Origin of the sequence: Nigerium sp. (assembly GCF_039811905.1) — a bacterium.
In the GTDB taxonomy this organism is placed as follows: domain Bacteria; phylum Actinomycetota; class Actinomycetes; order Propionibacteriales; family Propionibacteriaceae; genus Propioniciclava.
Window position 1 is genome coordinate 25571 of sequence record NZ_JBDHZL010000016.1, and the last position, 19577, is coordinate 45147.

General features: G+C 70.4%; 20 protein-coding genes and 2 tRNA genes. 3 read left to right on the forward strand and 19 right to left on the reverse strand.

What is annotated here, in order from left to right; translation table 11 throughout:
* Positions 1-162 precede the first annotated feature (162 nt).
* Entirely contained in the window at positions 163-690 is a 528-nt protein-coding gene (locus tag WMJ97_RS05145) for a hypothetical protein (protein ID WP_347347901.1), read from the reverse strand.
* Between the two features lie 57 nt (positions 691-747).
* Here WMJ97_RS05145 and ppk2 point away from each other — a divergent pair, with 57 nt between their 5' ends.
* Positions 748-1938 carry a polyphosphate kinase 2 gene (gene ppk2 / locus WMJ97_RS05150; RefSeq protein WP_347347902.1) on the forward strand — a complete coding sequence of 397 codons (1191 nt, stop codon included), beginning with the start codon at positions 748-750 and terminating at the stop codon, positions 1936-1938.
* 63 nt (positions 1939-2001) lie between these two features.
* Here ppk2 and WMJ97_RS05155 read toward each other — a convergent pair whose 3' ends face one another.
* From WMJ97_RS05155 to WMJ97_RS05170, 4 genes are all read right to left on the reverse strand, one after another.
* Positions 2002-2664, reverse strand: coding sequence for a methionine ABC transporter permease (locus WMJ97_RS05155; RefSeq protein WP_347347903.1), 663 nt, complete (start codon positions 2662-2664; stop codon positions 2002-2004).
* Positions 2661-3698, reverse strand: coding sequence for a methionine ABC transporter ATP-binding protein (locus WMJ97_RS05160; protein ID WP_347347904.1), 1038 nt, complete (start codon positions 3696-3698; stop codon positions 2661-2663). The genes WMJ97_RS05155 and WMJ97_RS05160 overlap by 4 nt, the downstream gene beginning before the upstream one ends.
* Before the next feature lie 7 nt (positions 3699-3705).
* Positions 3706-4602, reverse strand: coding sequence for a MetQ/NlpA family ABC transporter substrate-binding protein (locus WMJ97_RS05165; RefSeq protein ID WP_347347905.1), 897 nt, complete (start codon positions 4600-4602; stop codon positions 3706-3708).
* Positions 4603-4991: 389 nt separating this feature from the next.
* Positions 4992-5612: an L-threonylcarbamoyladenylate synthase gene (locus WMJ97_RS05170; protein ID WP_347347906.1), complete on the reverse strand. Its 621-nt coding sequence runs from the start codon at positions 5610-5612 to the stop codon at positions 4992-4994.
* A 49-nt stretch (positions 5613-5661) separates the two neighbouring features.
* Between WMJ97_RS05170 and WMJ97_RS05175 the strand changes: the two genes are divergently transcribed.
* Complete coding sequence (locus WMJ97_RS05175; protein ID WP_347347907.1) at positions 5662-6792, forward strand: aminotransferase class I/II-fold pyridoxal phosphate-dependent enzyme; 1131 nt, start codon at positions 5662-5664, stop codon at positions 6790-6792.
* Positions 6793-6805: 13 nt separating this feature from the next.
* Here WMJ97_RS05175 and WMJ97_RS05180 read toward each other — a convergent pair whose 3' ends face one another.
* The gene (locus tag WMJ97_RS05180) at positions 6806-7213 is read right to left on the reverse strand and encodes a hypothetical protein (RefSeq protein ID WP_347347908.1); all 408 of its coding nucleotides are present in this window, start codon (positions 7211-7213) and stop codon (positions 6806-6808) included.
* 144 nt (positions 7214-7357) lie between these two features.
* Here WMJ97_RS05180 and WMJ97_RS05185 point away from each other — a divergent pair, with 144 nt between their 5' ends.
* The gene (locus tag WMJ97_RS05185) at positions 7358-8554 is read left to right on the forward strand and encodes a pyrophosphate--fructose-6-phosphate 1-phosphotransferase (RefSeq protein WP_347347909.1); all 1197 of its coding nucleotides are present in this window, start codon (positions 7358-7360) and stop codon (positions 8552-8554) included.
* A gap of 289 nt (positions 8555-8843) precedes the next feature.
* On the opposite strand, the gene gcvP is transcribed toward WMJ97_RS05185, so the two are convergent.
* From gcvP to WMJ97_RS05250, 13 genes are all read right to left on the reverse strand, one after another.
* Positions 8844-11699 carry an aminomethyl-transferring glycine dehydrogenase gene (gene gcvP, locus WMJ97_RS05190; protein ID WP_347347910.1) on the reverse strand — a complete coding sequence of 952 codons (2856 nt, stop codon included), beginning with the start codon at positions 11697-11699 and terminating at the stop codon, positions 8844-8846.
* Position 11700: 1 nt separating this feature from the next.
* Positions 11701-12216: a MerR family transcriptional regulator gene (locus WMJ97_RS05195; protein WP_347347920.1), complete on the reverse strand. Its 516-nt coding sequence runs from the start codon at positions 12214-12216 to the stop codon at positions 11701-11703.
* 160 nt (positions 12217-12376) lie between these two features.
* Complete coding sequence (locus WMJ97_RS05200; protein ID WP_347347911.1) at positions 12377-12877, reverse strand: bifunctional nuclease family protein; 501 nt, start codon at positions 12875-12877, stop codon at positions 12377-12379.
* A 6-nt stretch (positions 12878-12883) separates the two neighbouring features.
* Positions 12884-13621: a MerR family transcriptional regulator gene (locus WMJ97_RS05205; protein WP_347347912.1), complete on the reverse strand. Its 738-nt coding sequence runs from the start codon at positions 13619-13621 to the stop codon at positions 12884-12886.
* Positions 13622-14107 carry an FHA domain-containing protein gene (locus WMJ97_RS05210; RefSeq protein ID WP_347347913.1) on the reverse strand — a complete coding sequence of 162 codons (486 nt, stop codon included), beginning with the start codon at positions 14105-14107 and terminating at the stop codon, positions 13622-13624.
* 82 nt (positions 14108-14189) lie between these two features.
* Complete coding sequence (gcvH, locus tag WMJ97_RS05215) at positions 14190-14573, reverse strand: glycine cleavage system protein GcvH (protein WP_347347914.1); 384 nt, start codon at positions 14571-14573, stop codon at positions 14190-14192.
* 143 nt (positions 14574-14716) lie between these two features.
* Positions 14717-15484, reverse strand: a complete 768-nt coding sequence (locus WMJ97_RS05220) for a DUF881 domain-containing protein (protein WP_347347915.1) — start codon at positions 15482-15484, stop codon at positions 14717-14719.
* Positions 15477-15809, reverse strand: coding sequence for a small basic family protein (locus tag WMJ97_RS05225; RefSeq protein WP_347347916.1), 333 nt, complete (start codon positions 15807-15809; stop codon positions 15477-15479). The genes WMJ97_RS05220 and WMJ97_RS05225 overlap by 8 nt, the downstream gene beginning before the upstream one ends.
* 10 nt (positions 15810-15819) lie before the next feature.
* Positions 15820-16632 (reverse strand): DUF881 domain-containing protein, encoded by an 813-nt coding sequence (locus tag WMJ97_RS05230; RefSeq protein ID WP_347347917.1) that lies wholly within the window; start codon positions 16630-16632, stop codon positions 15820-15822.
* 9 nt (positions 16633-16641) lie between these two features.
* Positions 16642-17226: an HIT domain-containing protein gene (locus WMJ97_RS05235; RefSeq protein ID WP_347347918.1), complete on the reverse strand. Its 585-nt coding sequence runs from the start codon at positions 17224-17226 to the stop codon at positions 16642-16644.
* The gene (gene thrS / locus WMJ97_RS05240; protein WP_347347919.1) at positions 17223-19256 is read right to left on the reverse strand and encodes a threonine--tRNA ligase; all 2034 of its coding nucleotides are present in this window, start codon (positions 19254-19256) and stop codon (positions 17223-17225) included. Before thrS ends, WMJ97_RS05235 begins: the two co-directional genes overlap by 4 nt.
* Positions 19257-19429: 173 nt before the next feature.
* A tRNA-Val gene (locus tag WMJ97_RS05245) sits at positions 19430-19505 on the reverse strand.
* Between the two features lies 1 nt (position 19506).
* Positions 19507-19577 (reverse strand) — tRNA-Cys (locus tag WMJ97_RS05250).

Below are 19577 nucleotides of genomic sequence, written 5' to 3' on the forward strand. Positions count from 1 at the left end.
GACGAGCGCCCGACCCGATGCCGAATCGCTCGCGCGAGGTCTTCACGCTAGCCAGCGCGTGTATCGGCCACGTTTCGGCGCGTTGCCGTCCCGGTTACGCGCCCCCGGTGGACGCGCCCACCGCCGCCCGCCACGCGAGACCGGAGAACCGCGTGGCAGCCCTCACACCTTCAGCGCCTCGGTGCGCAGCTCGCGCGCCTCGTCGGCGGACGCCGTCCGCAGGGGCGCGTCGGCGAGCGCGAGGTCGCGGCCGACGATCACCACGCGGTCCTCGCCCAGGTCGAGGTAGGCAGCCCACCGGTCGGGCGCCGCCTCGTACACGGACGCCTCCCGCGCCTGGCCGTCCAGCACCACGGTCGCCGGCACCCAGTCACGCCCCTGCAGACCGCGCCCCTGCTCGTCGGCCGCCCGGTTCAGCGGGTCGCCGGCGAGCTGCGGGTCGGCGTCCAGGGCGAGCATCAGCGCCACCTGCCGGGCGGCCCACGACCGGATGCGGTCGCTCGGCAGCTCGTCGTGCACGAGCACGTGCAGGTACGGCTCGGGCGTCGGCTTGCCACGGCCGAAGAGGCCGCGGCCCCGCGGGACGTCGACGAAACACTCGACGCCGATCGGGTCGATGGACATGCCCTGGGGACGCCCCGTCCAGCGCGACAAGGCCACGGATGCTTCGAAGGCAGGAAGGTAGATCACGGTGGACAGTTTGCCCGAACGCTTCCGTGACGGGCGTCGCGGTGGGCAAGATGAGCCATGGCAAAGAAGGCAAAGCTCGACAAGAAGCTGTACGAGGCGGAGATGACCCGCCTGCAGACCGAACTCGTGGAGATGCAGGAGTGGGTCAAGGCCACCGGCGCCCGGCTCGTGGTCATCTTCGAGGGCCGTGACGCCGCGGGCAAGGGCGGCGCGATCAAGCGCATCACCGAATACCTGAACCCCCGGGTCGCGCGCATCGTCGCGTTGCCGGCGCCCACCGAGCGGCAGAAGTCGCAGTGGTACTTCCAGCGCTACATCGAGCACCTGCCGGCGGCCGGCGAGATCCGGCTCTTCGACCGGTCGTGGTACAACCGCGGCGGCGTCGAGAAGGTCATGGGCTACTGCACGCCCGAGGAGCACGTCCGCTGGCTGCGCCAGGTGCCGACGTTCGAACGCATGCTCATCGACGACGGCATCATGCTGCGCAAGTACTGGTTCTCGGTGTCCGATCACGAGCAGGAGAAGCGCTTCCGCTCGCGCATGACGGACCCGATGCGCCGCTGGAAGCTCTCCCCCACCGACCTCGAATCCCTCACCCGCTGGGAGGATTACAGCCGCGCCAAAGACGAGATGTTCGTCCACACCGACGTCCCCGGCAACCGCTGGAACGTCGTCGAGGCCGAGGACAAGAAGCGGGCCCGTATCAACATGATCGCCCACCTGCTCGATTCGGTCCCCTACGAGCACGTCTCCCGGCCGCCCATCGAGTTCCCCGAGCGTCCGGAGAGCACCGGCTACCGGCGCACCGCGCGCAGCCTCCAGAACGAGGTGCCCGACCACGCGTCCGAGCTGGTCAAGAACGGCATCGGCCACAAGTACGTCGACCCCGAGGACGAGGACGAGCCCAAGAAGAAGAAAAAGAAGAAGAAGGACAAGCAGCACGCGGACGCCGAGGCGCACGATCCGCAGGCCGCCGAGGCGGCTGCCCCGGCCCCCGCCAGCGGGCCCGAATCGGCGACCGGCGAGACCGCCGCCGACCAGGAGCAGCCCCCACAGGACGCCCCCGGTGCCGACACAACCGCCGCCGAGGCACCCGTCAGCGAGGCACCCGCGGCCGAGGCGTCCAAGCCGGCGACGCGGCGTCGCACGACGGCGTCCACCACGCGGAGCCGCACGTCCACGCGCCGCCCGCGGGCGGCGTCCACCAAAGCCGACGAGCCCCAGCCGGACGCCGACCAGCCGTCCTGACGCCCGCGTGGCCGGCGGCGGGGCCGCCGGCCACGCCGGTGAGTGAGAAGAGCGGGACGCCGCTCAGCGATGCAAGGCGCGCGCGGCCAGGCGATTGCCCAGGAACTGCGCGGCCTGCACCATGACCACGATGACGGCCACGGTGATCCAGGTGATGGCCCAGTCGAAGCGCTGGTAGCCGTAGCTGAGCGCGAACGCGCCCAGGCCGCCGCCGGCGACGATGCCCGCCAACGCGGACATGTCCATGACGGCGACGAACAGGAACGTGTACGCCAGGATCAGCGGGGCCAGCGCCTCGGGGATCACGACGGTCCGGATGATCGTCCAGGTGGACGCCCCCATCGCCCGCGCCGCCTCGACGACGCCTGGATCCAGGCCGACCAGCGCCTGCTCCACGAGCCGCGAGGACGCGAACGACACCATCAGCGCGGCGGGGAACAGGAACGCGTTCGTCCCGATGCTGGTCCCGACGACGGCGAGCGTCACCGGGCCCATCGCCGCGATGAAGATGATGAACGGGATCGGCCGGAAGAAGTTGATGACGAGGTTCAGGATCGTGGACAGCACCTTGTTCGGGTGCAGCCCGCCGGGGCGCGTGATGAACAGCGTGATGCCCAGCAGGAGCCCGACGATGCCGCCGATGCCCATGGCGACGGCGACGATGTAGAGCGTCGTCCCGATCGCCTCGACGAACACCCCGCCGCTGGTCGCGAAGTCGAACTTCATGACGCCTCCTCCACGTGATGCTCCTCGATGGTCGACCCCCGGCCGAGTTCGGCGAGCGCGGCGTCGACGTCGGCGTCCGCGCCGGTGAGCGCGTACGTGAGCGACCCGTACGGACGCTCACCGACCTCGACGATGCCGCCGTAGATGATCTGGGCCGCCACGTTGTGCTTCGCGAAAACGTTCCAGCGATCGGACGCCTCCGGGTCGTCGGAGACGCCGACGGTCACGATGCGCCCCGGATGCGACCGGGCGAGCCGCACGAGCGCCTCCTCGCTCGGCCGGTCGCGCATGGCGCTGCGGACGAACCGCCGCGTCACCGCCTCGCGCGGGTTCGCGAAGATGTCGTAGACGTCGCCGATCTCGACGGCCCGGCCGTTCTCCATGATCGCGACGCGGTCGCACAGGTACCGGACGACGTCCATCTCGTGCGTGATGAGCACGATCGTGATGCCGAGCTCCCGGTTGGCCTCCCGCATGAGGTCGAGCACCTCGCGGGTGGTCTGCGGGTCGAGGGCCGACGTCGACTCGTCGGCCAGCAGGATCTTCGGGTTCGTCGCGAGCGCCCGCGCGATGCCGACGCGCTGCTTCTGCCCGCCCGACAACTGGGCCGGGTACGCGGACGCCTTGTCGCCCAGCCCCACGAAGTCCAGCAACTCGGCCACCCGCCGGGACCGCTCGGCGGCGTCCACCTTCGCCAGGCGCAGCGGGTAGGCGACGTTTTCGGCGATCGTCTTGGACAGGAAGAGGTTGAACTGCTGGAACACCATCCCGATCTCGGGGCGGACGGTCCGCAGTTGCCGCTCGCTCATCGCCGACACCTCGGCGCCGTCGACGACGACCTTCCCCGACGTCGTCGGCTCGAGGCCGTTGATCAGGCGCACCAGGGTCGACTTGCCGGCCCCCGAGAACCCGATCACGCCGAAGATCTCCCCCCGGGCGATCTCGAAGCTCACATCGTCGACCGCGTGCACGGCCGTCGGGCCGTCCCCGAAGACCTTGCGCACGCGGTCGAACGTGATGAGTGGTTCACTCACGAGAACCTCAGCCGAGCTGCGCCGTGACGTCGGCGAGGATCTTCTGCAGCTCCTCCGGCGTCTTCTCCACGAAGACGGCCGAGTTCCCCGAATCCTTCGACAGCGCGTCGCGGAACTCCTTCTCACTGAAGAGCTTGGCGACCTTCTGGAGGTCGGCGTTCTGCGCGTCGGCCTTCCGGACGACGAACACGTTGATGTACGGCTGCGCCGCCTCCGAGGCCGCGTCGTCGGCGAACAGCGCGGTCTTCGGGTCGAGCCCGGCGTCCGCCACGAAGTCGTTGTTCACGACCGCGCCCGCGATCGACGGCAGCGCCGTGACCGTCTGCTGCGCGTCCATCGGCGCGACCGTCACCTTGGACGCCGCCGTGTCGATGTTCTCCTCGCCGGCGATGACGCCCGTGCCCGCCTTGAGCGTGACCAGCTTCGCCTCGGCCAGCACGTGCAGCGCGCGCGACTTGTTCGTCTCGTCGTTCGGCACGGCGATCTGCGCGCCGGCCGGGATGTCCTCGATCTTGGTGTACTTCTTCGAGTACAGGGCCAGCGGGTAGATCGCCGTCGCCGCGAGCGGGACGAGGTCGGCCTTGTTGTCCTTGTTGTACTGCGCAAGGTAGAGGATGTGCTGGAACTGGTTCGCCGTCAGCGACCCGTTCGACACGGCCGGGTTCTCCGTCGTGTAGTCGGTGAAGTTCTGCAGCTGCACGTTGAGGCCCTGCGCGTCGGCCAGCTTCTTGAAGACGGTCCACTGGTCCTGCGAGGCGCCGACGACGCCGATCGTGATCGGCTTGCCGGACTCGGCGGTGCTCGCGCCGCCCGGCGACGCCGCCGTGCCCGACGAGCAGGCGGTCACGCTGAGCGCCAGCACCAATGCGATGATGAGGGCCTTCAGGCCCTTGAGAGATGTCATGCGGATGATCCTTCTCGGGTTGGATGGTCGCTCCGCGGGCGTGGGCCGGATCTGACCGGGATGCGCCACGGCCACGGGCATGGTGAGGAAGCAGCGGGGAGAACCCCCGGGCTTCACGAGAGCGGGGCCGTCAGCAACAACGACACTGACGGGAGGAGACCTGCATCATGTCGATGTGAAGGCGCGACCAGCCGAGCACGAACTCGAAGTCGGACGCCCTCACGATGTACTCCTCGCCTCCATGCCCACGACGACGGCGGGCCTCGGTCGGTCGAATCGTATCCCACCCGCACCGGTCGTCGTCGGGTTCGGCCCGACGTGCGAGACGGACGCCTCCGCCGCCGCCCCTCGGGACGCCCACGCGGCTAGCCGGAACGCCGCCGGCCCGGCTACTCGAACGGCGCGGTGTCCCCCGCGCCCCGCCGCAGGATCTCGACGTCGCCCTCGGAGAAGTCGATGACCGTCGTCGGGCCGAGCCCGCAGTCCCCGGAGTCGAGGACGGCGTCCACCTGGTGGTCGAGCTCCTCCTTCACCGTCCAGCCGTCGATCAGCGGATCGTCCTCGCCGGGCAGGATCAGCGAGCTGGAGACCATCGGCGACCCGAGTTCGTCGAGCAGCGCCAGCGCCGTGACGTGGTCGGGCACCCGGACGCCCACGGTGCGCTTCTTCGGCATCAGCATGGCCCGCGGCGTCTCGCGGGTGGCCTTCAGGATGAACGTGTACGGCCCCGGGGTCACGGCCTTGATCGCCCGGAAGACGTCGTTGTCCATCTGCACGTACTCGCCGAGCTGCGCGAACTCGCTGCACACCAGCGTGAACTGGTGCTTCTCGCCCAGCCCGCGGATGCGCCGGATGCGCTCCAGGCCCTCCTTGTGGCCCATCGTGCAGCCGAGGGCGAAGGCCGAATCGGTCGGGTAGGCGATCACGCCCCGGTCGTTCAGGATCTCGACGACCTGCGACAAGGAGCGATGCTGCGGATTGGCCGGATGGACGTCGAAGTAGCGTGCCATCCCGTCAGCATACGGACCGCCCCCGAAAACGGGTGGCAGAATGCGCCGCATGGCCATCCTCTCCCTTCCCGAGTCCGTCCTTCGCCGCCGCACGTCCATGAAGTGGCGCCGCTACGGCCCCGACGTGCTGCCGCTGTGGGTCGCGGAGATGGACGTGACCCTCCCCGCCGCGATCACCAACGCGATCGTGGACGCCGTCGAGGCCGGCGACACCGGCTACCCCGAGGGCACGCAGTACCAGGAGGCCTTCGCCGAGATGGCCCGCGCCCGGTGGGGCTGGTCGCCGGACCCCCTCGCGGAGATGGCCCGCGTCGGCGACGTGATGAACGCGATGCTGGCGCTGCTGCAGGGGCTCACCGACGAGGGCGATCACATCGTGCTCAACCCCCCGGTCTACGCGCCGTTCTGGCAGGTCATCGCCGGCTACCGCCGGCACATCACCGAGGTTCCGCTGGTCGACGGGCGGCTCGACCTCGACGGCCTGCGCGCCGCGTTCGCCGGCCCGGACCGCCCGAGTGCCTACGTCCTTTGTTCGCCGCACAACCCGACCGGCACGGTCCACACGCGCGAGGAGCTGGCCGCCGTCGCGAGCCTGTGCGCCGAGTTCGGCGTCGCGCTGATCGCCGACGAAATCCACGGCGTCCTCGTGGATCCTGGCACCGAGTTCGTCCCGCTGCTGTCGGTGCCGGAGACGTCCGGGGCGTTCGTCGCGACGTCGGCCGGCAAGGGCTGGAATCTGGCCGGCTTCAAGGGCGGGCTGATCGTCCGGGGCACGGACGCCGCCGAGGGCCTGGAGAAGCTGCCGCCGCTGGCGCGCCAGTCGACTGGGCAGATCGCGAAAATCGCCCACACCGCCGCCCTCACGCACGCCCAGGGCTGGGTGGACGACCTCATGGCCGAGGTGGCCGCCAACAAGGACCTGCTCGCGCGGCTGCTCGCCGAACGGCTGCCCGAGGTCGTGTACCAGCGCGCGCCCGGCACGTACCTGGCGTGGCTCGACTGCACCGCCCTCGGGCTCGACAAGCCGGCCGCACACTTCCGGACGGAGGGGAAGGTCGCGCTCAACAACGGCGCCGACTTCGGCGCCGACTACGGGCAATTCGTCCGGATGAACCTGGCCGCCTCGCCCGAGATCATCACCGAGGCCGTCGACCGGATGGCGCGCTCGGTGGGCCGCTGACGCCCCTGCCGCCTCAGGAGCCCTCGCCCGGCCCCAGCAGGACGGCCTCGGCCTCGCCCTCGGCGCCCAGGCTCGACACGCCGATGACGCTCAGGAACACGGTGTCGACCCGCGCCTGCGTCCGGACGCGGATCGCCCCGCCGGCCACCGCGGCGTCCCCGGTGACGCCGCTGCCCGCGATCACCTCGCGGGCGGCGGCGAGCATCAGCGCAGAATCCGGACGCCTACCGCCCGCCCGCGCGGCCGCCCCCGCGTCGGACGCCGCCCGCGCCGCCTGGGCGGCCACCTGCTCGCAGCGCCGGGCCGCCGTCGACTGGGCGCCGCCGTCCACCACGAGCCCGGCCATGAGGATGAGCGCCGCCACCACCGTCGCGACGAACACCGTCAGCGACGTGCCGCGCTCGTCGCGGCGTCCGTTCATGTCGTTCTCCCCCCGGCCGGTCCGCGGCCAGTGTCGCACGAGGCGTCCGGGCGGCATGATTTTCTGTCGAAGGGTGCATGTGCGGGCCGGGGCTCAATAGGCTGGGCAGGTCCGCTTGTTTTCCAAACCCGAGAGGTTCTCGACATGGTTCAGAAGGTCGCCCTGCTGACGGCCGGCGGTTTCGCGCCGTGCCTGTCCACCGCGGTGGGCGCACTCATCGCCAAGTACACCGAGCTGTCCCCCGACACCGAGATCATCGCCTACAAGAGCGGCTACCAGGGGCTGCTGCAGGGCGATTTCTTCGAGGTCACCCCCGAGGTGCGCGCCAACGCGGGCGTCCTGGAGAAGTTCGGCGGCTCGCCGATCGGCAACTCCCGCGTGAAGCTCACCAACGCCGAAGACCTCGTCAAGCGCGGCCTCGTCAAGGAGGGCGACGACCCGCTGAAGGTCGCGGCCGACCGGCTCGTGGCCGACGGCGTCGACGTGCTGCACACCATCGGCGGCGACGACACGAACACGACGGCCGCCGATCTCGCCGCCTACCTGGCCGAGAACGACTACGGCCTCACCGTCGTGGGCCTGCCGAAGACGATCGACAACGACGTCATCCCGATCCGCCAGTCGCTGGGCGCCGACACGGCCGCCGAGCAGGGCTCGAAGTTCGCCCAGAACGTGCTCGCCGAGCACAACGCGAACAGCCGCACGCTCATCGTGCACGAGGTCATGGGCCGCAACTGCGGCTGGCTGACCGCGGCGACGGCCCGCAAGTACCACGAGTGGGTCAAGGAGCAGACCTGGGTGCCCGAGATCGGCCTCGATTCGCGGGCGTGGGACGTGCATGCGGTCCTGATCCCCGAGGAGGAGATCGACCTCGCCAAGGAGGCCGAGCGCCTCTCCGCGGTCATGGACGAGTTGTCCTGCGTGAACATGTTCATCTCCGAGGGCGCGGGCGTCGAGGCGATCGTCGCCGAGATGGAGGCGGCCGGCGAAGAGGTCCCGCGGGACGCCTTCGGCCACATCCGCCTCGACAAGGTGAACCCGGGCGCGTGGTTCGGCCACCAGTTCGCCGAGAAGCTCCACGCGGGCAAGACGCTGATCCAGAAGTCCGGCTACTTCTCGCGCGCCGCGGCGTCCAACGAGTTCGACCTCGACCTCATCCACACCATGGCCGACCTGGCCGTCGAGTCCGCCCTCAAGGGCGAGCCCGGCGTCATCGGCCACGACGAGGAGGACGGCGACACCCTCAAGGCGATCGCCTTCGACCGCATCAAGGGCGGCAAGCCGTTCGACACCTCGCAGGAGTGGTACCAGGAGCTCAAGAAGGAGATCGGCCAGGCCTGATCGCCTAGGTTCTGCTCCACGAGGCCATCGCCCGTCATGGGCGGTGGCCTCGTGGCAGATCAGTGCGGCGTTTCGGTCGCGATAGCGACGACAACGCAACACTGACCTGCAACAAGACCCCGGTCGCATGTCGGGAACGTGGCCTCGCGCATGCAGCGCCTGGTGCGAGTGCCTCGCCGGCGGCGTCGCTCACCTCGCTGGGGCGGCTCATCACCGCGGTCTGGGCCGTCCTCCTCGTACCCCTCGCGTTGACGCCGCCCCGAGCCGGTCGAGAGCGGCCGCGCTCACATCACTCCTCGTAGCTCTCGATCGGCGGGCAACTGCACACCAGATGCCGGTCGCCGAACGCACCGTCGATGCGCGCGGACGCCGGCCAGTACTTGTCCTGCGCGCCGGCCCCGACCGAGCCCAGCGTCCGACCGGCCGGGAAGGCCGCGACCGACCGCGGGTACGGATGCGTCCACTCGTCGGCGGTCACCCGCGCCAGGGTGTGCGGCGCGTGGCGCAGCGGGTTGTCGTCGGCGGGCCACTCCCCTGCGGCCACCCGCTCGATCTCGCCGGCGATGGACGCCATCGCGTCGGCGAACCGGTCCAACTCGGCCAGCGACTCGGACTCGGTCGGCTCGACCATGAGCGTCCCCGCGACGGGGAAACTCATCGTCGGCGCGTGGAACCCGTAGTCGATAAGGCGTTTCGCGACGTCGTCGACCGTCACGTGCGTGCGCTTCGTCATCGGACGCAGGTCGACGATGCACTCGTGCGCGACCAGCCCGTGCGCGCCGTGGTACAGGATCGGGAAATGCTCGGCCAGCCGCTTGGCCAGGTAGTTCGCGCTCAGCACGGCGGTGGCGGACGCCTCGGTGAGCCCCTCGCCGCCCATCATCGCGATGAACGCGTACGTGATCGGCAGGACGCCCGCCGACCCGAACGGGGCGGCCGCCACCGGGCCGTACGACGTCGCTGGGCCGGCCTCGGCGACCAGCGGATGGTTCGGCAGGTAGGGCGCCAGGTGCTCCCGGACGCCGACCGGGCCCACGCCCGGCCCCCCGCCCCCATGCGGGATCGCGAACGTCTTGTGCAGGTTCAGGTGGCTCACGTCGGCGCCGAACCGCCCGGGACGCGCCCACCCCATCATCGCGTTCAGGTTCGCGCCGTCGACGTACACCTGACCGCCGGCCTCGTGCACCAGGTCGCACACCTCGCGCAGGTCGGCCTCGAAGATGCCGTGCGTCGACGGGTAGGTGACCATGATGACCGCCAGCTCGTCGCGATGCTTCTCGACCTTCGCGCGGAGGTCGTCCAGATCGATCGACCCGTCGCCGTCGACGGTCTTCACCACGACCACCTTCATGCCGGCCATGGCCGCGGACGCCGCGTTCGTCCCGTGCGCCGACGCCGGGATCAGGCACACCGTCCGCCCCTCGTCGCCCCGGGCGCGGTGGTAGCTGCGGACGGCCATCAGCCCCGCGTACTCCCCCTGCGACCCCGCGTTCGGCTGCAGGCTCACCCGCGCGTAGCCGGTGATCGCGACCAGGGCGTCCTCGAGGGCCGTGACGAGTTCGAGCGCGCCCTGGGCGTCCTCGATCGGCACGAACGGGTGCAGGTCGGCGAAGCCGGGGTAGCTGATCGGCTCCATCGCGGACGCCGGGTTGAGCTTCAGCGTGCACGAGCCGAGCGGGATCATGCCGCGGTCGAGCGCGAAGTCCCGGTCGACCAGGGTGCGCAGGTAGCGCATCATCTCGGTCTCGCTGTGGTGGTTCGCGAACACCGGATGCGTCAGGTACGCCGACGTCCGCTCGGGCTGGCCGAGGCTGCCCCAACCGTCGTCCGTGGTCCAGGAGCCGCCGAACGCCTCGACGACGGCCGCCAGATCGGACGCCGCCGCGTCCTCCCCCACGCTGACGCCGACCGCGTCGGCGCTCAGCCGCCGCAGGTGGACGCCGGCGGCGCGGGCGGCCGCCACGACGGCGTCCGCGCGGCCGGGGACGTCCACGGTCAGCGTGTCGAAGAAGTGCTCGTGCCGGGGCACGAGCCCGGCCGCCACCAGGTTCGCGGCGAGACGCCGCGTCGCGTCGTGCACGTCGGTCGCGATGCCCGCGAGCCCGGCGGGCCCGTGGTAGACCGCGTACATGGACGCCGCGACGGCCAGCAGCACCTGTGCGGTGCAGATGTTCGAGGTCGCCTTCTCGCGGCGGATGTGCTGCTCGCGGGTCTGCAGGGCCAGCCGGAACGCCTCCGTGCCGTCGGCGTCCTTCGAGACGCCGACCAGCCGACCCGGCACCTGCCGCTCCAGCCCCTGCCGGACGGCGATGTAGCCGGCATGCGGGCCCCCGTACCACAGCGGGACGCCGAAGCGCTGGGTGCTGCCCACCGCCACGTCCGCCCCCCACTCGCCGGGCGGCGTCAGCAGCGTGAGCGCCAGCAGGTCGGCCGCAGCGATGCACAGCGCGTTGTTCTCGTGGGCCTTGGCCGCGATCGTGCGCAGCTCGTCGAGCGGACGCAGCGCCCCGTCGGCCCCCGGCGTCTGGACGACCACCGCGAACGCCTCGTGCCGCTGCAGCGCCTCGACGAGGTCGTCGGCGACGACGACCTCGATGCCCGAGGCGAGCATCCGCGTGGCGACGACCGCGGCCGACTGCGGGAACAGCTGGGCGTCCACGACGACGACCGAACCCTTCCGCACGGCCCGCCGGGCCAGCTGGATCGCCTCGGCGACCGCGGTCGCCTCGTCCAGCAGCGACGATCCGGCGGTCGGCAGGCCGGTCAGGTCGGAGACCATCGTCTGGAAGTTCAGCAGTGCCTCCAGTCGACCCTGGCTGATCTCGGGCTGATACGGGGTGTAGGCCGTGTACCAGCCCGGGTTCTCCAGCATGTTCCGGCGGATCACCGCGGGCGTCAGCGTGCCGTAGTAGCCGAGCCCGATCATCGCCCGGCCCGGGTTGTTCGCCGCTGCCATCCGGGCGAGCGCGGCCTGGGCGTCCCGCTCGCTCACCGCGGCGGGGAGCGTCAACGGCTCGTCGGAGCGGAGGGACGCCGGCACCGCCGCGTCCATGAGACCCTCCAGGGTCTCGTACCCCAGCGCGGAGAGCATGCGGTCGCGGTCACCCCCGGTGACCCCGAGGTGACGTGAGAGGAAGGGCTCCATGTCAGGACACGTTACGCTGCCGACGCCGGAGGGACAGTTCGTCCAACGCCGGCTCGTCGACCTCGGCACGCTCGGTCGGCAACTCGGACAAGCTGCCCTCCAGGTCGTGCCACACGCGGCCCAGGGCGATCGCGAAGATGCCCTGGCCACCGTGCACGAGGTCGATGATCTCTTCGTTCGAGACCGCCTCGTACACCGAAACCCCGTCGCTCATGAGCGTGACCTGCGACAGATCCTGGACGCCGCGGGCCCGCAGGTGGTTGATCGCCGTGCGGATCTGCTGCAGCGAGATGCCCGCGTCCAGCAGCCGCTTCACGACCTTCAGCATAAGGATGTCGCGGAAGCTGTAGAGGCGCTGCGTGCCCGAGCCGCCCGCCGACCGGATCTCCGGAACGACGAGGCCGGTGCGCGCCCAGTAGTCGAGTTGGCGGTAGGTGATGCCGGCGGCCGAGCAGGCGATCGGGCCGCGGAACCCCATGTCTTCCGGCAGCGGCGAGAAGTCGCCCTCGAACAGCATGTCCTGCGTGGAGACGGGCTCGGGGCGCTGCGCCTGCGGTTTCTGGTTCACCTTCGCCTCACTTCGCTGCGTGTTCGACTAGCCCTCTGACGGTAACCCCGCTCGAAAAACCGGGTCAACGACACGCCGACCCTCCCACGCCCGGGTCGCAACCCTGAAGTCAGCCCTCAGGGTTCTTCGGCCCCTCGGTGAAGTCGTCGGGATTGATCGTATCGAGGAACTCCCGGAACTGCTCCACCTGGTCGTCGGCCTCTTCGGCCACCTCCGCCGCCCCGTCGGCCCGGACGCCGGCGGCGTCCAAGAGATGATCGGCCGCGTAGATCGGCGCGCCGCAGCGCAGCGCCAGCGCGACACCGTCGGAGACCCGGCAGGTGACGGCCGTGCCGTTGACGAGCAGGTGGGCGTCGTAGACGCCGTCCTCCTCGTCGATGATCGCCACCGACTGCACGACGGCGTCCAGCGTCGCCAGGGCGTCGATCATGAGGTCGTGCGTCGCGGGGTGCCGCGGGTCGTCGCCCTCGAGCCCCGCGAGGATCGTCGCCGCGGACGCCGCGCTGATCCAGATCGCGAGCTGCCGCGGGCCGGCGGCCTCTTTGAGCACGAGCACCGGGGTGTCGCCGAGCGCCGAGACGCGGATCTCGCTGAACAGAACCTGGATCATGGCCGCCTACTGGGTGATCGCCTGACGAAGGATGGCCGCATGGGCGTGCAGCACCAACTGCATCACGTCCTGGCCCGCCTTGCGCGCGTTCTGGCCCCGCCGCGCCGTGTGGGCGATGGCCGGCTCGATCAACCCGGCCTCGCGCTCGGCCGCCTGCTTGATCGCGCGCAGGTGCCGGGCGTCCATGCCGAACGCAGCGAGCTTGCGCGCGACGACGGCCACCGTCAGCGCGTCGCGCCCGTAGTAGACGGTGCCGCGCCGCGGAACCACGAGCGCGTGGCGCTCCAGCTCGGTGAGCGCCCCGTCGCTGAGCCCCGACAGGCGCAGCAACTCGCGCCGGGTGATGCGGATGGGGTGCCGGGCGGCCCGCTGGCCCGCCACCGGCAGGGACGCCTCCACCACCTGGGCGGCGACCTCCGCCTCCGCCACGACCGCGGACGCCGCTGGCGCAGCTTCGGCTTGCGGCTGGGGGGTTTCGGCCTTCGGGGGCTCCAGCCCCTGATCCATCAGCTCCAGGTGCTCGCGAATGACTTTCAGCGGCAGGTAATGGTTCTTCTGGACGTCGAGAATGTAGCGGAGACGTTCGATGTCGGAATCGGCGTAGCGGCGGTAGCCCGAGGGTGCCCGCTCAGGCGAAACGAGACCCTCGCTCTCCAGAAACCGGATCTTCGAGATCGAAACATCCGGAAACTGCTCAGCGAGGATCTTGAGGACCTGCCCAATGCTGCGGCGATCCCCCGCCATTTAGTCCTGCCCAGTCGAATCCACGAGATAGACCATACGGAACTTGCCGATCTGCACCTCATCGCCACGGCGGAGAGCCACCTCATTGTCGATGAGGGCGCGATTCACATAGGTGCCGTTCAGGCTGTTCTGATCGGCGATCCACGTGTGGCCGCCGCGGTTGGTCAGCTTGGCGTGGTGCCGCGAGACCGTGACGTCGTCGAGGAAGATGTCCGACTGGGGGTGACGGCCGGCCGTGATCACCTCGCGATCGAGGATGAACTTCGTGCCCTGGTTCGGCCCCCGGACGACCGTGAGCAGGCCGGTCCCCCGCGGAACGTCCTTCAGCGCGGCGAGTTGCGAGTCGGTGAGCTCCACCGCCTCCTCGTTGCCGAGGGCCGGGATGACGCGCGTCGTGTCGCCGGTCTGGGGCTTGAGCGCCGCCCCGCAGTTGGAGCAGAAGTTCACGGTGTCAGGCAGCTGCTGACCACATTCGGGACACGTCACCGTGCACCACCTTTCTCGACGCCCGGGGCGCCCTTCTTATCCGTTGAAAGGATCCAGGCTAAGCCCGGCCCTCTCACGCCGCCTAATTGGATTCAGTCAGTTCCGCGTACGCGTCGGCGTCCAGCAGGTCGTCGAGTTGGTCGGACTCGGTCATCTCGATCTCGAATAGCCAGCCATCGCCGTAGGGATCACTGTTGATCGTCTCGGGGGCCGTGCTGAGCTGCTCGTTGACGAGCGTGACGACGCCCGAGACCGGCGAGTATACGTCGGACACGCTCTTGGTGGATTCCACTTCGGCGCACGCATCGCCCTCGGCGACCTCTTCGCCGACCTGCGGCAAAGAGACGTACACGACGTCGCCCAAGGCGTCCGCGGCGAAGTCGGTGATGCCGACACGGACGCTGGTTCCGTTGCCCGCGCGGACCCACTCGTGCTTGTCGGTGTAGTGCAGGTCTTCTGGCAGCACGTCGAACTCCTTCCGCTACCCACGATCAGCATGGCTCGCGCGGACCGGCGTGAGCAGCGGCTCCGCGTGTCGCGCACGCGCGGTCAGCCTATCGGTTTCTTGTGTCCGCGCGCCTCCCCGACAGGGGTGGGAGCGAACCCAGGTCACGCCGGACGGCTGAACTGACGCGGCCGCGGCGTCCGGACGGAGTCGACGACGACGTCGTCCACCGACTGCACGTCGACCCGGCCGCCGACCCGGCTCGCCTCCACCTGGCTCGCGAGGCCGCCGCGGAAGCGAACCGCCTCCGACAAGGTGGCGGAGTTTCCGATCGCCTCGATCACGAGCGGCCGGCCGACCGGCTGGTCGTCCACGCGCAGGTCGGACGCCGAGCCCCCCACCCAGGTGTCCCCCGCCACCCGGACGTGGTCGTCGATCTCGATCACCTCGGCGCCCGCGTCGCGCAGCTCGTTGATCGCGTTGAGCAGAATTTCGGGCGTCACTTTCGCCTGCGGGTCGTCGACGGTGATGCGGACGCCCGGCCCGCTCGCGGCGACCGTCCCGGCCATGATCTCGAGCGCGTCGAGGCGCTTCTCGGCCTCGCGCCGCGCCACCTCCTCGCTGTCGGCGCCCGTCTGAAGCTGCCGTTTGGCCTCCTCCAACCCGGACGCCTCGGCCTCCAGCCGACGCGACTGCGCGGTGAGGTCGTCCAGCATCGCGACCAGGTCGGCCCGGCGGAGGCTCGCGTAAGGGTCGCCGCGGGTATGCGACTGGACCTGCAGCGTGACGAGCAGCGCGCACACCATCAGCACCGCCCCCACCACCGCCTGCGATCGGCTCGGCCGCAGGAAGTCGCGCAGCGCGCGGCCCAGCGAGGGGGCGGGGGAGGCGTCCGGACGGTCGTCGGTCTCGGGGCTGTTGCGATCAGGCACGGAACAACCTCCGGCGGATCGCGGCCGCGTTCGTGAAGATGCGGATCCCGAGCACCACGACGACGGCCGTGGACAGTTGCGTGCCCACGCCGAGCAGGTCGCCGGCCCAGACGATCAGGGCTGCGATGAGCACGTTCGAGACGAAGGAGACGACGAACACCTTGTCGGAGAACGTCCGGTCCAGATAGGCCCGGAACCCGCCGAACAGGGCGTCCAGCGCCGCCACAATCGCGATGGGCAGGTAGGGCTGCAACTGGGGCGGCAGCGTGGGCTGCAGCAGCAGCCCGAGCAGCACGCCCAGCAGCAGGCCGATGATCGCGTACATGCGTCTCCTCTCAGCGCTCCCGCGTCGCCACCCGGACGCCGAGCCCCTCGTCGGCGGGCAGGCGCAGGTCCGCGGACCGGGCGACGTCCAGCCGCATCCCGTACTGCTCGCGCAGCGACCGCCACCAGCCGCCGCCCGAGGACGCCGCGAAGCCGTCCGCGAGCCGGCGTCCGTCGCCGATGGCCTCGATGACGTACGGCCTGGTCAGCGACCGGTAGTCGACGGTGATGGCCTGCCCCGCCCCGCGGATCGCGGTGCGGGACGTCAGGCGGTGCCCGTTCACGGCGATCGCCTCGGCGCCCGCCTGCCACAGCCCGTTCACCGCGGCCAGGAGGTCGGCGTCCACCACCTGGCTGCCCGTGCGGCCGACGTCCGGACCGTCGTCGAGCGTCAGCACGACGCCCGGCCCGCGCACGGCGACCGTGCCGTCCGCCACGGCCAGCGCCTCCAGGCGGTCGCGGGTCGCGGCGTCGAGGCCCGCGGCGCGCGCCTCCAGGTCGGCGCGTTCGCTCCGCAGGACGCCGACCCGCTCGCGCTGGGCGCCGAGGTTGCCCTCGGCCGCGCGGATGCGGTCGATGAGTTGGCCGCGCTCGGTGGATTCCGCCGGCGCGGCCCGCGTCGTCAAGGTGGCGCCGATCGCGAACAACAGCCCGATGACCAGGGCGGACGCCGCCAGCGCGGCCCGTCGGCGCGGAGGGCGTCCGCGCGCGGCCACCGTGGCGTAGTCGGGGTCGACCGCCTCGGCGACGATCGTGTTCAGCAGATCCATCGAGGCGTCCGGACGCGGCGGCGCCTGGGGCGCGCCTGCCGGTCGACTCGTCACGGCGTCAGCCTAGGCGTCCTCGCCTGTCTGGCGAGCCCACTCGGCCGCCATGAGGTCACGGGTGTCGGACAGCAGTTGCGGGAGGGCCTTCGTCCGGCCGATCACGGGCAGGAAGTTCGCGTCGCCGTTCCAGCGCGGCACGACGTGCTGATGAAGGTGCGCCGCGATGCCCGCGCCGGCGATGACGCCCTGGTTCATGCCGATGTTGAACCCGGCCGGGTGGGAGACCTCGTGGATGACCCGCATCGCGGTCTGCGTCAGGGCGCCGAACTCCTCGCGCTCCTCGGCGGTGAGTTCGGTGTAGAACGAGATGTGCCGGTAGGGGCACACGAGCAGGTGACCCGGGTTGTACGGGTACAGGTTGAGCACGACGAAGTTCAGGCTCCCGCGGTGCACGATGAGCCCGTCGGCGTCCTCGCGGCCGGGGGCGCGGCAGAACGGGCACTGCGACTCGGAGGCGTCCGACGGCTTGTTCTCCCCGCCGATGTAGACCATCCGATGGGGCGTCCAGAGCCGCTGGAAGGCGTCCGGGACGCCGGCCAGCGACTGGTCGAACTCGGCGGCCCGGCCGTCCGCCTCGTCGCGCGTGGTCATTCGGCCGTGGGGCTGTCGTTGCGGCGGCTGGCCACCCAGGCGGCGATCATGTCGACCGCCTCCTGCACGGGCACCCCGTTGCGCTGCGAGCCGTCGCGATAGCGGAACGACACGGCGTTGGCCGCGACGTCGTCACCACCCGCGATGAGCGTGAACGGCACCTTCTGCGTGGCCGCGTTGCGGATCTTCTTGCCGAAGCGGTCGTCGGAGTGATCGACCTCGACCCGGATGTCGCGGGCGCGCAGCAGCGCGGCGACCTCGTCGAGGTAGGGGCCGAAGTCCTCGGCCACGGGCACGGCGACCACCTGCACCGGGCTCAGCCAGGCCGGGAACGCCCCGGCGTAGTGCTCGATCAGGACGCCCATGAACCGCTCGATCGACCCGAACTTCGCCGAGTGGATCATCACGGGCTGCTGGCGGCTGCCGTCGGACGCCGTGTACTCCAGCCCGAACCGCTCCGGCTGGTTGAAGTCGTACTGGATCGTCGACATCTGCCAGGTGCGGCCGATGGCGTCCTTGGCCTGGATCGAGATCTTCGGCCCGTAGTAGGCCGCGCCGCCCGGGTCGGCGACCACGGGCAGGCCCGACTCGTCGGCGATGCCCTGCAGGATCGCGGTCGCGGCGTCCCACTGCTCATCGGAGCCGATGAACTTGTCCTTCTTCTTGCCGTCGGTGTCGCGGGTCGAGACCTCGAGCGCGACGTCGGTCATGCCGAAGTCCGTCAGCAGGCTCAGCACGAATCGCAGCAGGTGACGCACCTCGTCAGGGGCCTGTTCGGGGGTGACGTAGCTGTGCGAGTCGTCCTGCGTGATCGACCGGACGCGGGTCAGCCCCTGCACGACGCCCGACTTCTCGTCGCGGTAGACCGTGCCGAACTCGAAGAAGCGCAGCGGCAACTCGCGGTACGAGCGGCCCCGCGAGCTGAAGATGAGGTTGTGCATCGGGCAGTTCATCGCCTTGAGGCGGTAGGCCTGGCCCTTCTTGACGACGTTGCCCTGCTCGTCGCGCACCTCGTCCTCCAGCAGGGGCGGGAACATGCCCTCCGCGTAGTAGGGCAGGTGGCCCGACGTGTAGAAGAGGTCTTCCTTCGCGATGTGCGGGGTGCCGACGTAGAGGAAGCCCTCCTCGATGTGACGCCGGCGGACGTAGTCCTCCATCTCCCGCTTGATCACGCCGCCCTTCGGGTGGAAGAGCGGGAGGCCCGATCCGATCATGTCGTGGAAGCTGAACAGGTCGAGCTCGGTGCCGAGCCGCCGGTGATCGCGCTTGGCGGCCTCCTCGAGGCGGTGGCGGTAGGCGACCAGATCGTCCTTGGACGCCCACGCCGTGCCGTACAGACGCTGCAGTTGGGCGTTGCGCTGGTCACCGCGCCAGTAGGCCGCGGACGTCCGGGTAAGACCGAAGCCGTTGCCCAGGTAGCCCGTGTGGGGCACGTGCGGGCCGCGGCACAGGTCCTTCCAGGCGACGGAGCCGTCGCGGCGGACGTTGTCGTAGATCGTCAACTCCCCCGAGCCGACCTCGACGGACGCCCCCTCGGTGTCGCCCGAGTTGCCCTTCAGGCCGATGAGTTCGAGCTTGAACGGCTCGGCGGCCAACTCGTCGCGGGCGGCGTCCTCGCTGACCACGCGACGGACGAAGCGCTGCCGCTCCTTCACGATCTTCGCCATGCTCTTCTCGAGAACCTTGAGATCCTCGGGCGTCAGCGGCTCGGTCTGGAAGTCGTAGTAGAAGCCGTCGGTGACGGGCGGGCCGATGCCGAGCTTGGCGTCCGCGCGCAGCAACTGCAGCGCCTGGGCGGCCACGTGGGCGGCGGAGTGCCGCACGATGTAGAGCCCGTCGGGGTCGGAGATGAAGACCGGCTCGACGGCGTCGCCGGCCGCGAGCTCGCGGGCCAGGTCGCGAACCTCGCCGTTGACGCGCATGGCGACGACCGTGCGGTCGCCGCCGAAGACGTCCAAGCCCGTCGTGCCGTCCTCGACCACCGTCTCGTCGCGCGAATCGGGGCGCACCAGGGTGACTGAGATCGACAAGGGAGTGTTCCTTTCCAACGACGGACCCGCCCATTCTGCCCCATCCCGCGGACGGCGTCCGGACCGCGACCCCGCGAGCGCGCTCAGCGGACCGGCCGGGGCGTCATCGCCGACCCGAGGACGCCCGCGTCCAGGCACGAATAAGGCCCGGCTCTTGCGAACCGGGCCTGTGTTGGTGGGCGGTACCAGACTTGAACTGATGACCTCTTCCGTGTCAGGGAAGCGCGCTACCAACTGCGCCAACCGCCCGAGGTGGAGACGGGATTTGAACCCGTGTACACGGATTTGCAGTCCGTTGCCTCGCCTCTCGGCCACTCCACC

Coding starts and splice junctions, on each gene's coding strand:
- ppk2 (WP_347347902.1), top strand. CDS start 748: ATGGCAAAGAAGGCAAAGCTCGACAAGAAGCTGTACGAGGCGGAGATG.
- WMJ97_RS05155 (WP_347347903.1), bottom strand. CDS start 2,664: ATGAAGTTCGACTTCGCGACCAGCGGCGGGGTGTTCGTCGAGGCGATC.
- WMJ97_RS05165 (WP_347347905.1), bottom strand. CDS start 4,602: ATGACATCTCTCAAGGGCCTGAAGGCCCTCATCATCGCATTGGTGCTG.
- WMJ97_RS05170 (WP_347347906.1), bottom strand. CDS start 5,612: ATGGCACGCTACTTCGACGTCCATCCGGCCAATCCGCAGCATCGCTCC.
- WMJ97_RS05175 (WP_347347907.1), top strand. CDS start 5,662: ATGGCCATCCTCTCCCTTCCCGAGTCCGTCCTTCGCCGCCGCACGTCC.
- WMJ97_RS05180 (WP_347347908.1), bottom strand. CDS start 7,213: ATGAACGGACGCCGCGACGAGCGCGGCACGTCGCTGACGGTGTTCGTC.
- WMJ97_RS05185 (WP_347347909.1), top strand. CDS start 7,358: ATGGTTCAGAAGGTCGCCCTGCTGACGGCCGGCGGTTTCGCGCCGTGC.
- gcvP (WP_347347910.1), bottom strand. CDS start 11,699: ATGGAGCCCTTCCTCTCACGTCACCTCGGGGTCACCGGGGGTGACCGC.
- WMJ97_RS05195 (WP_347347920.1), bottom strand. CDS start 12,216: ATGCTGTTCGAGGGCGACTTCTCGCCGCTGCCGGAAGACATGGGGTTC.
- WMJ97_RS05200 (WP_347347911.1), bottom strand. CDS start 12,877: ATGATCCAGGTTCTGTTCAGCGAGATCCGCGTCTCGGCGCTCGGCGAC.
- WMJ97_RS05205 (WP_347347912.1), bottom strand. CDS start 13,621: ATGGCGGGGGATCGCCGCAGCATTGGGCAGGTCCTCAAGATCCTCGCT.
- WMJ97_RS05225 (WP_347347916.1), bottom strand. CDS start 15,809: ATGTACGCGATCATCGGCCTGCTGCTGGGCGTGCTGCTCGGGCTGCTG.
- WMJ97_RS05235 (WP_347347918.1), bottom strand. CDS start 17,226: ATGACCACGCGCGACGAGGCGGACGGCCGGGCCGCCGAGTTCGACCAG.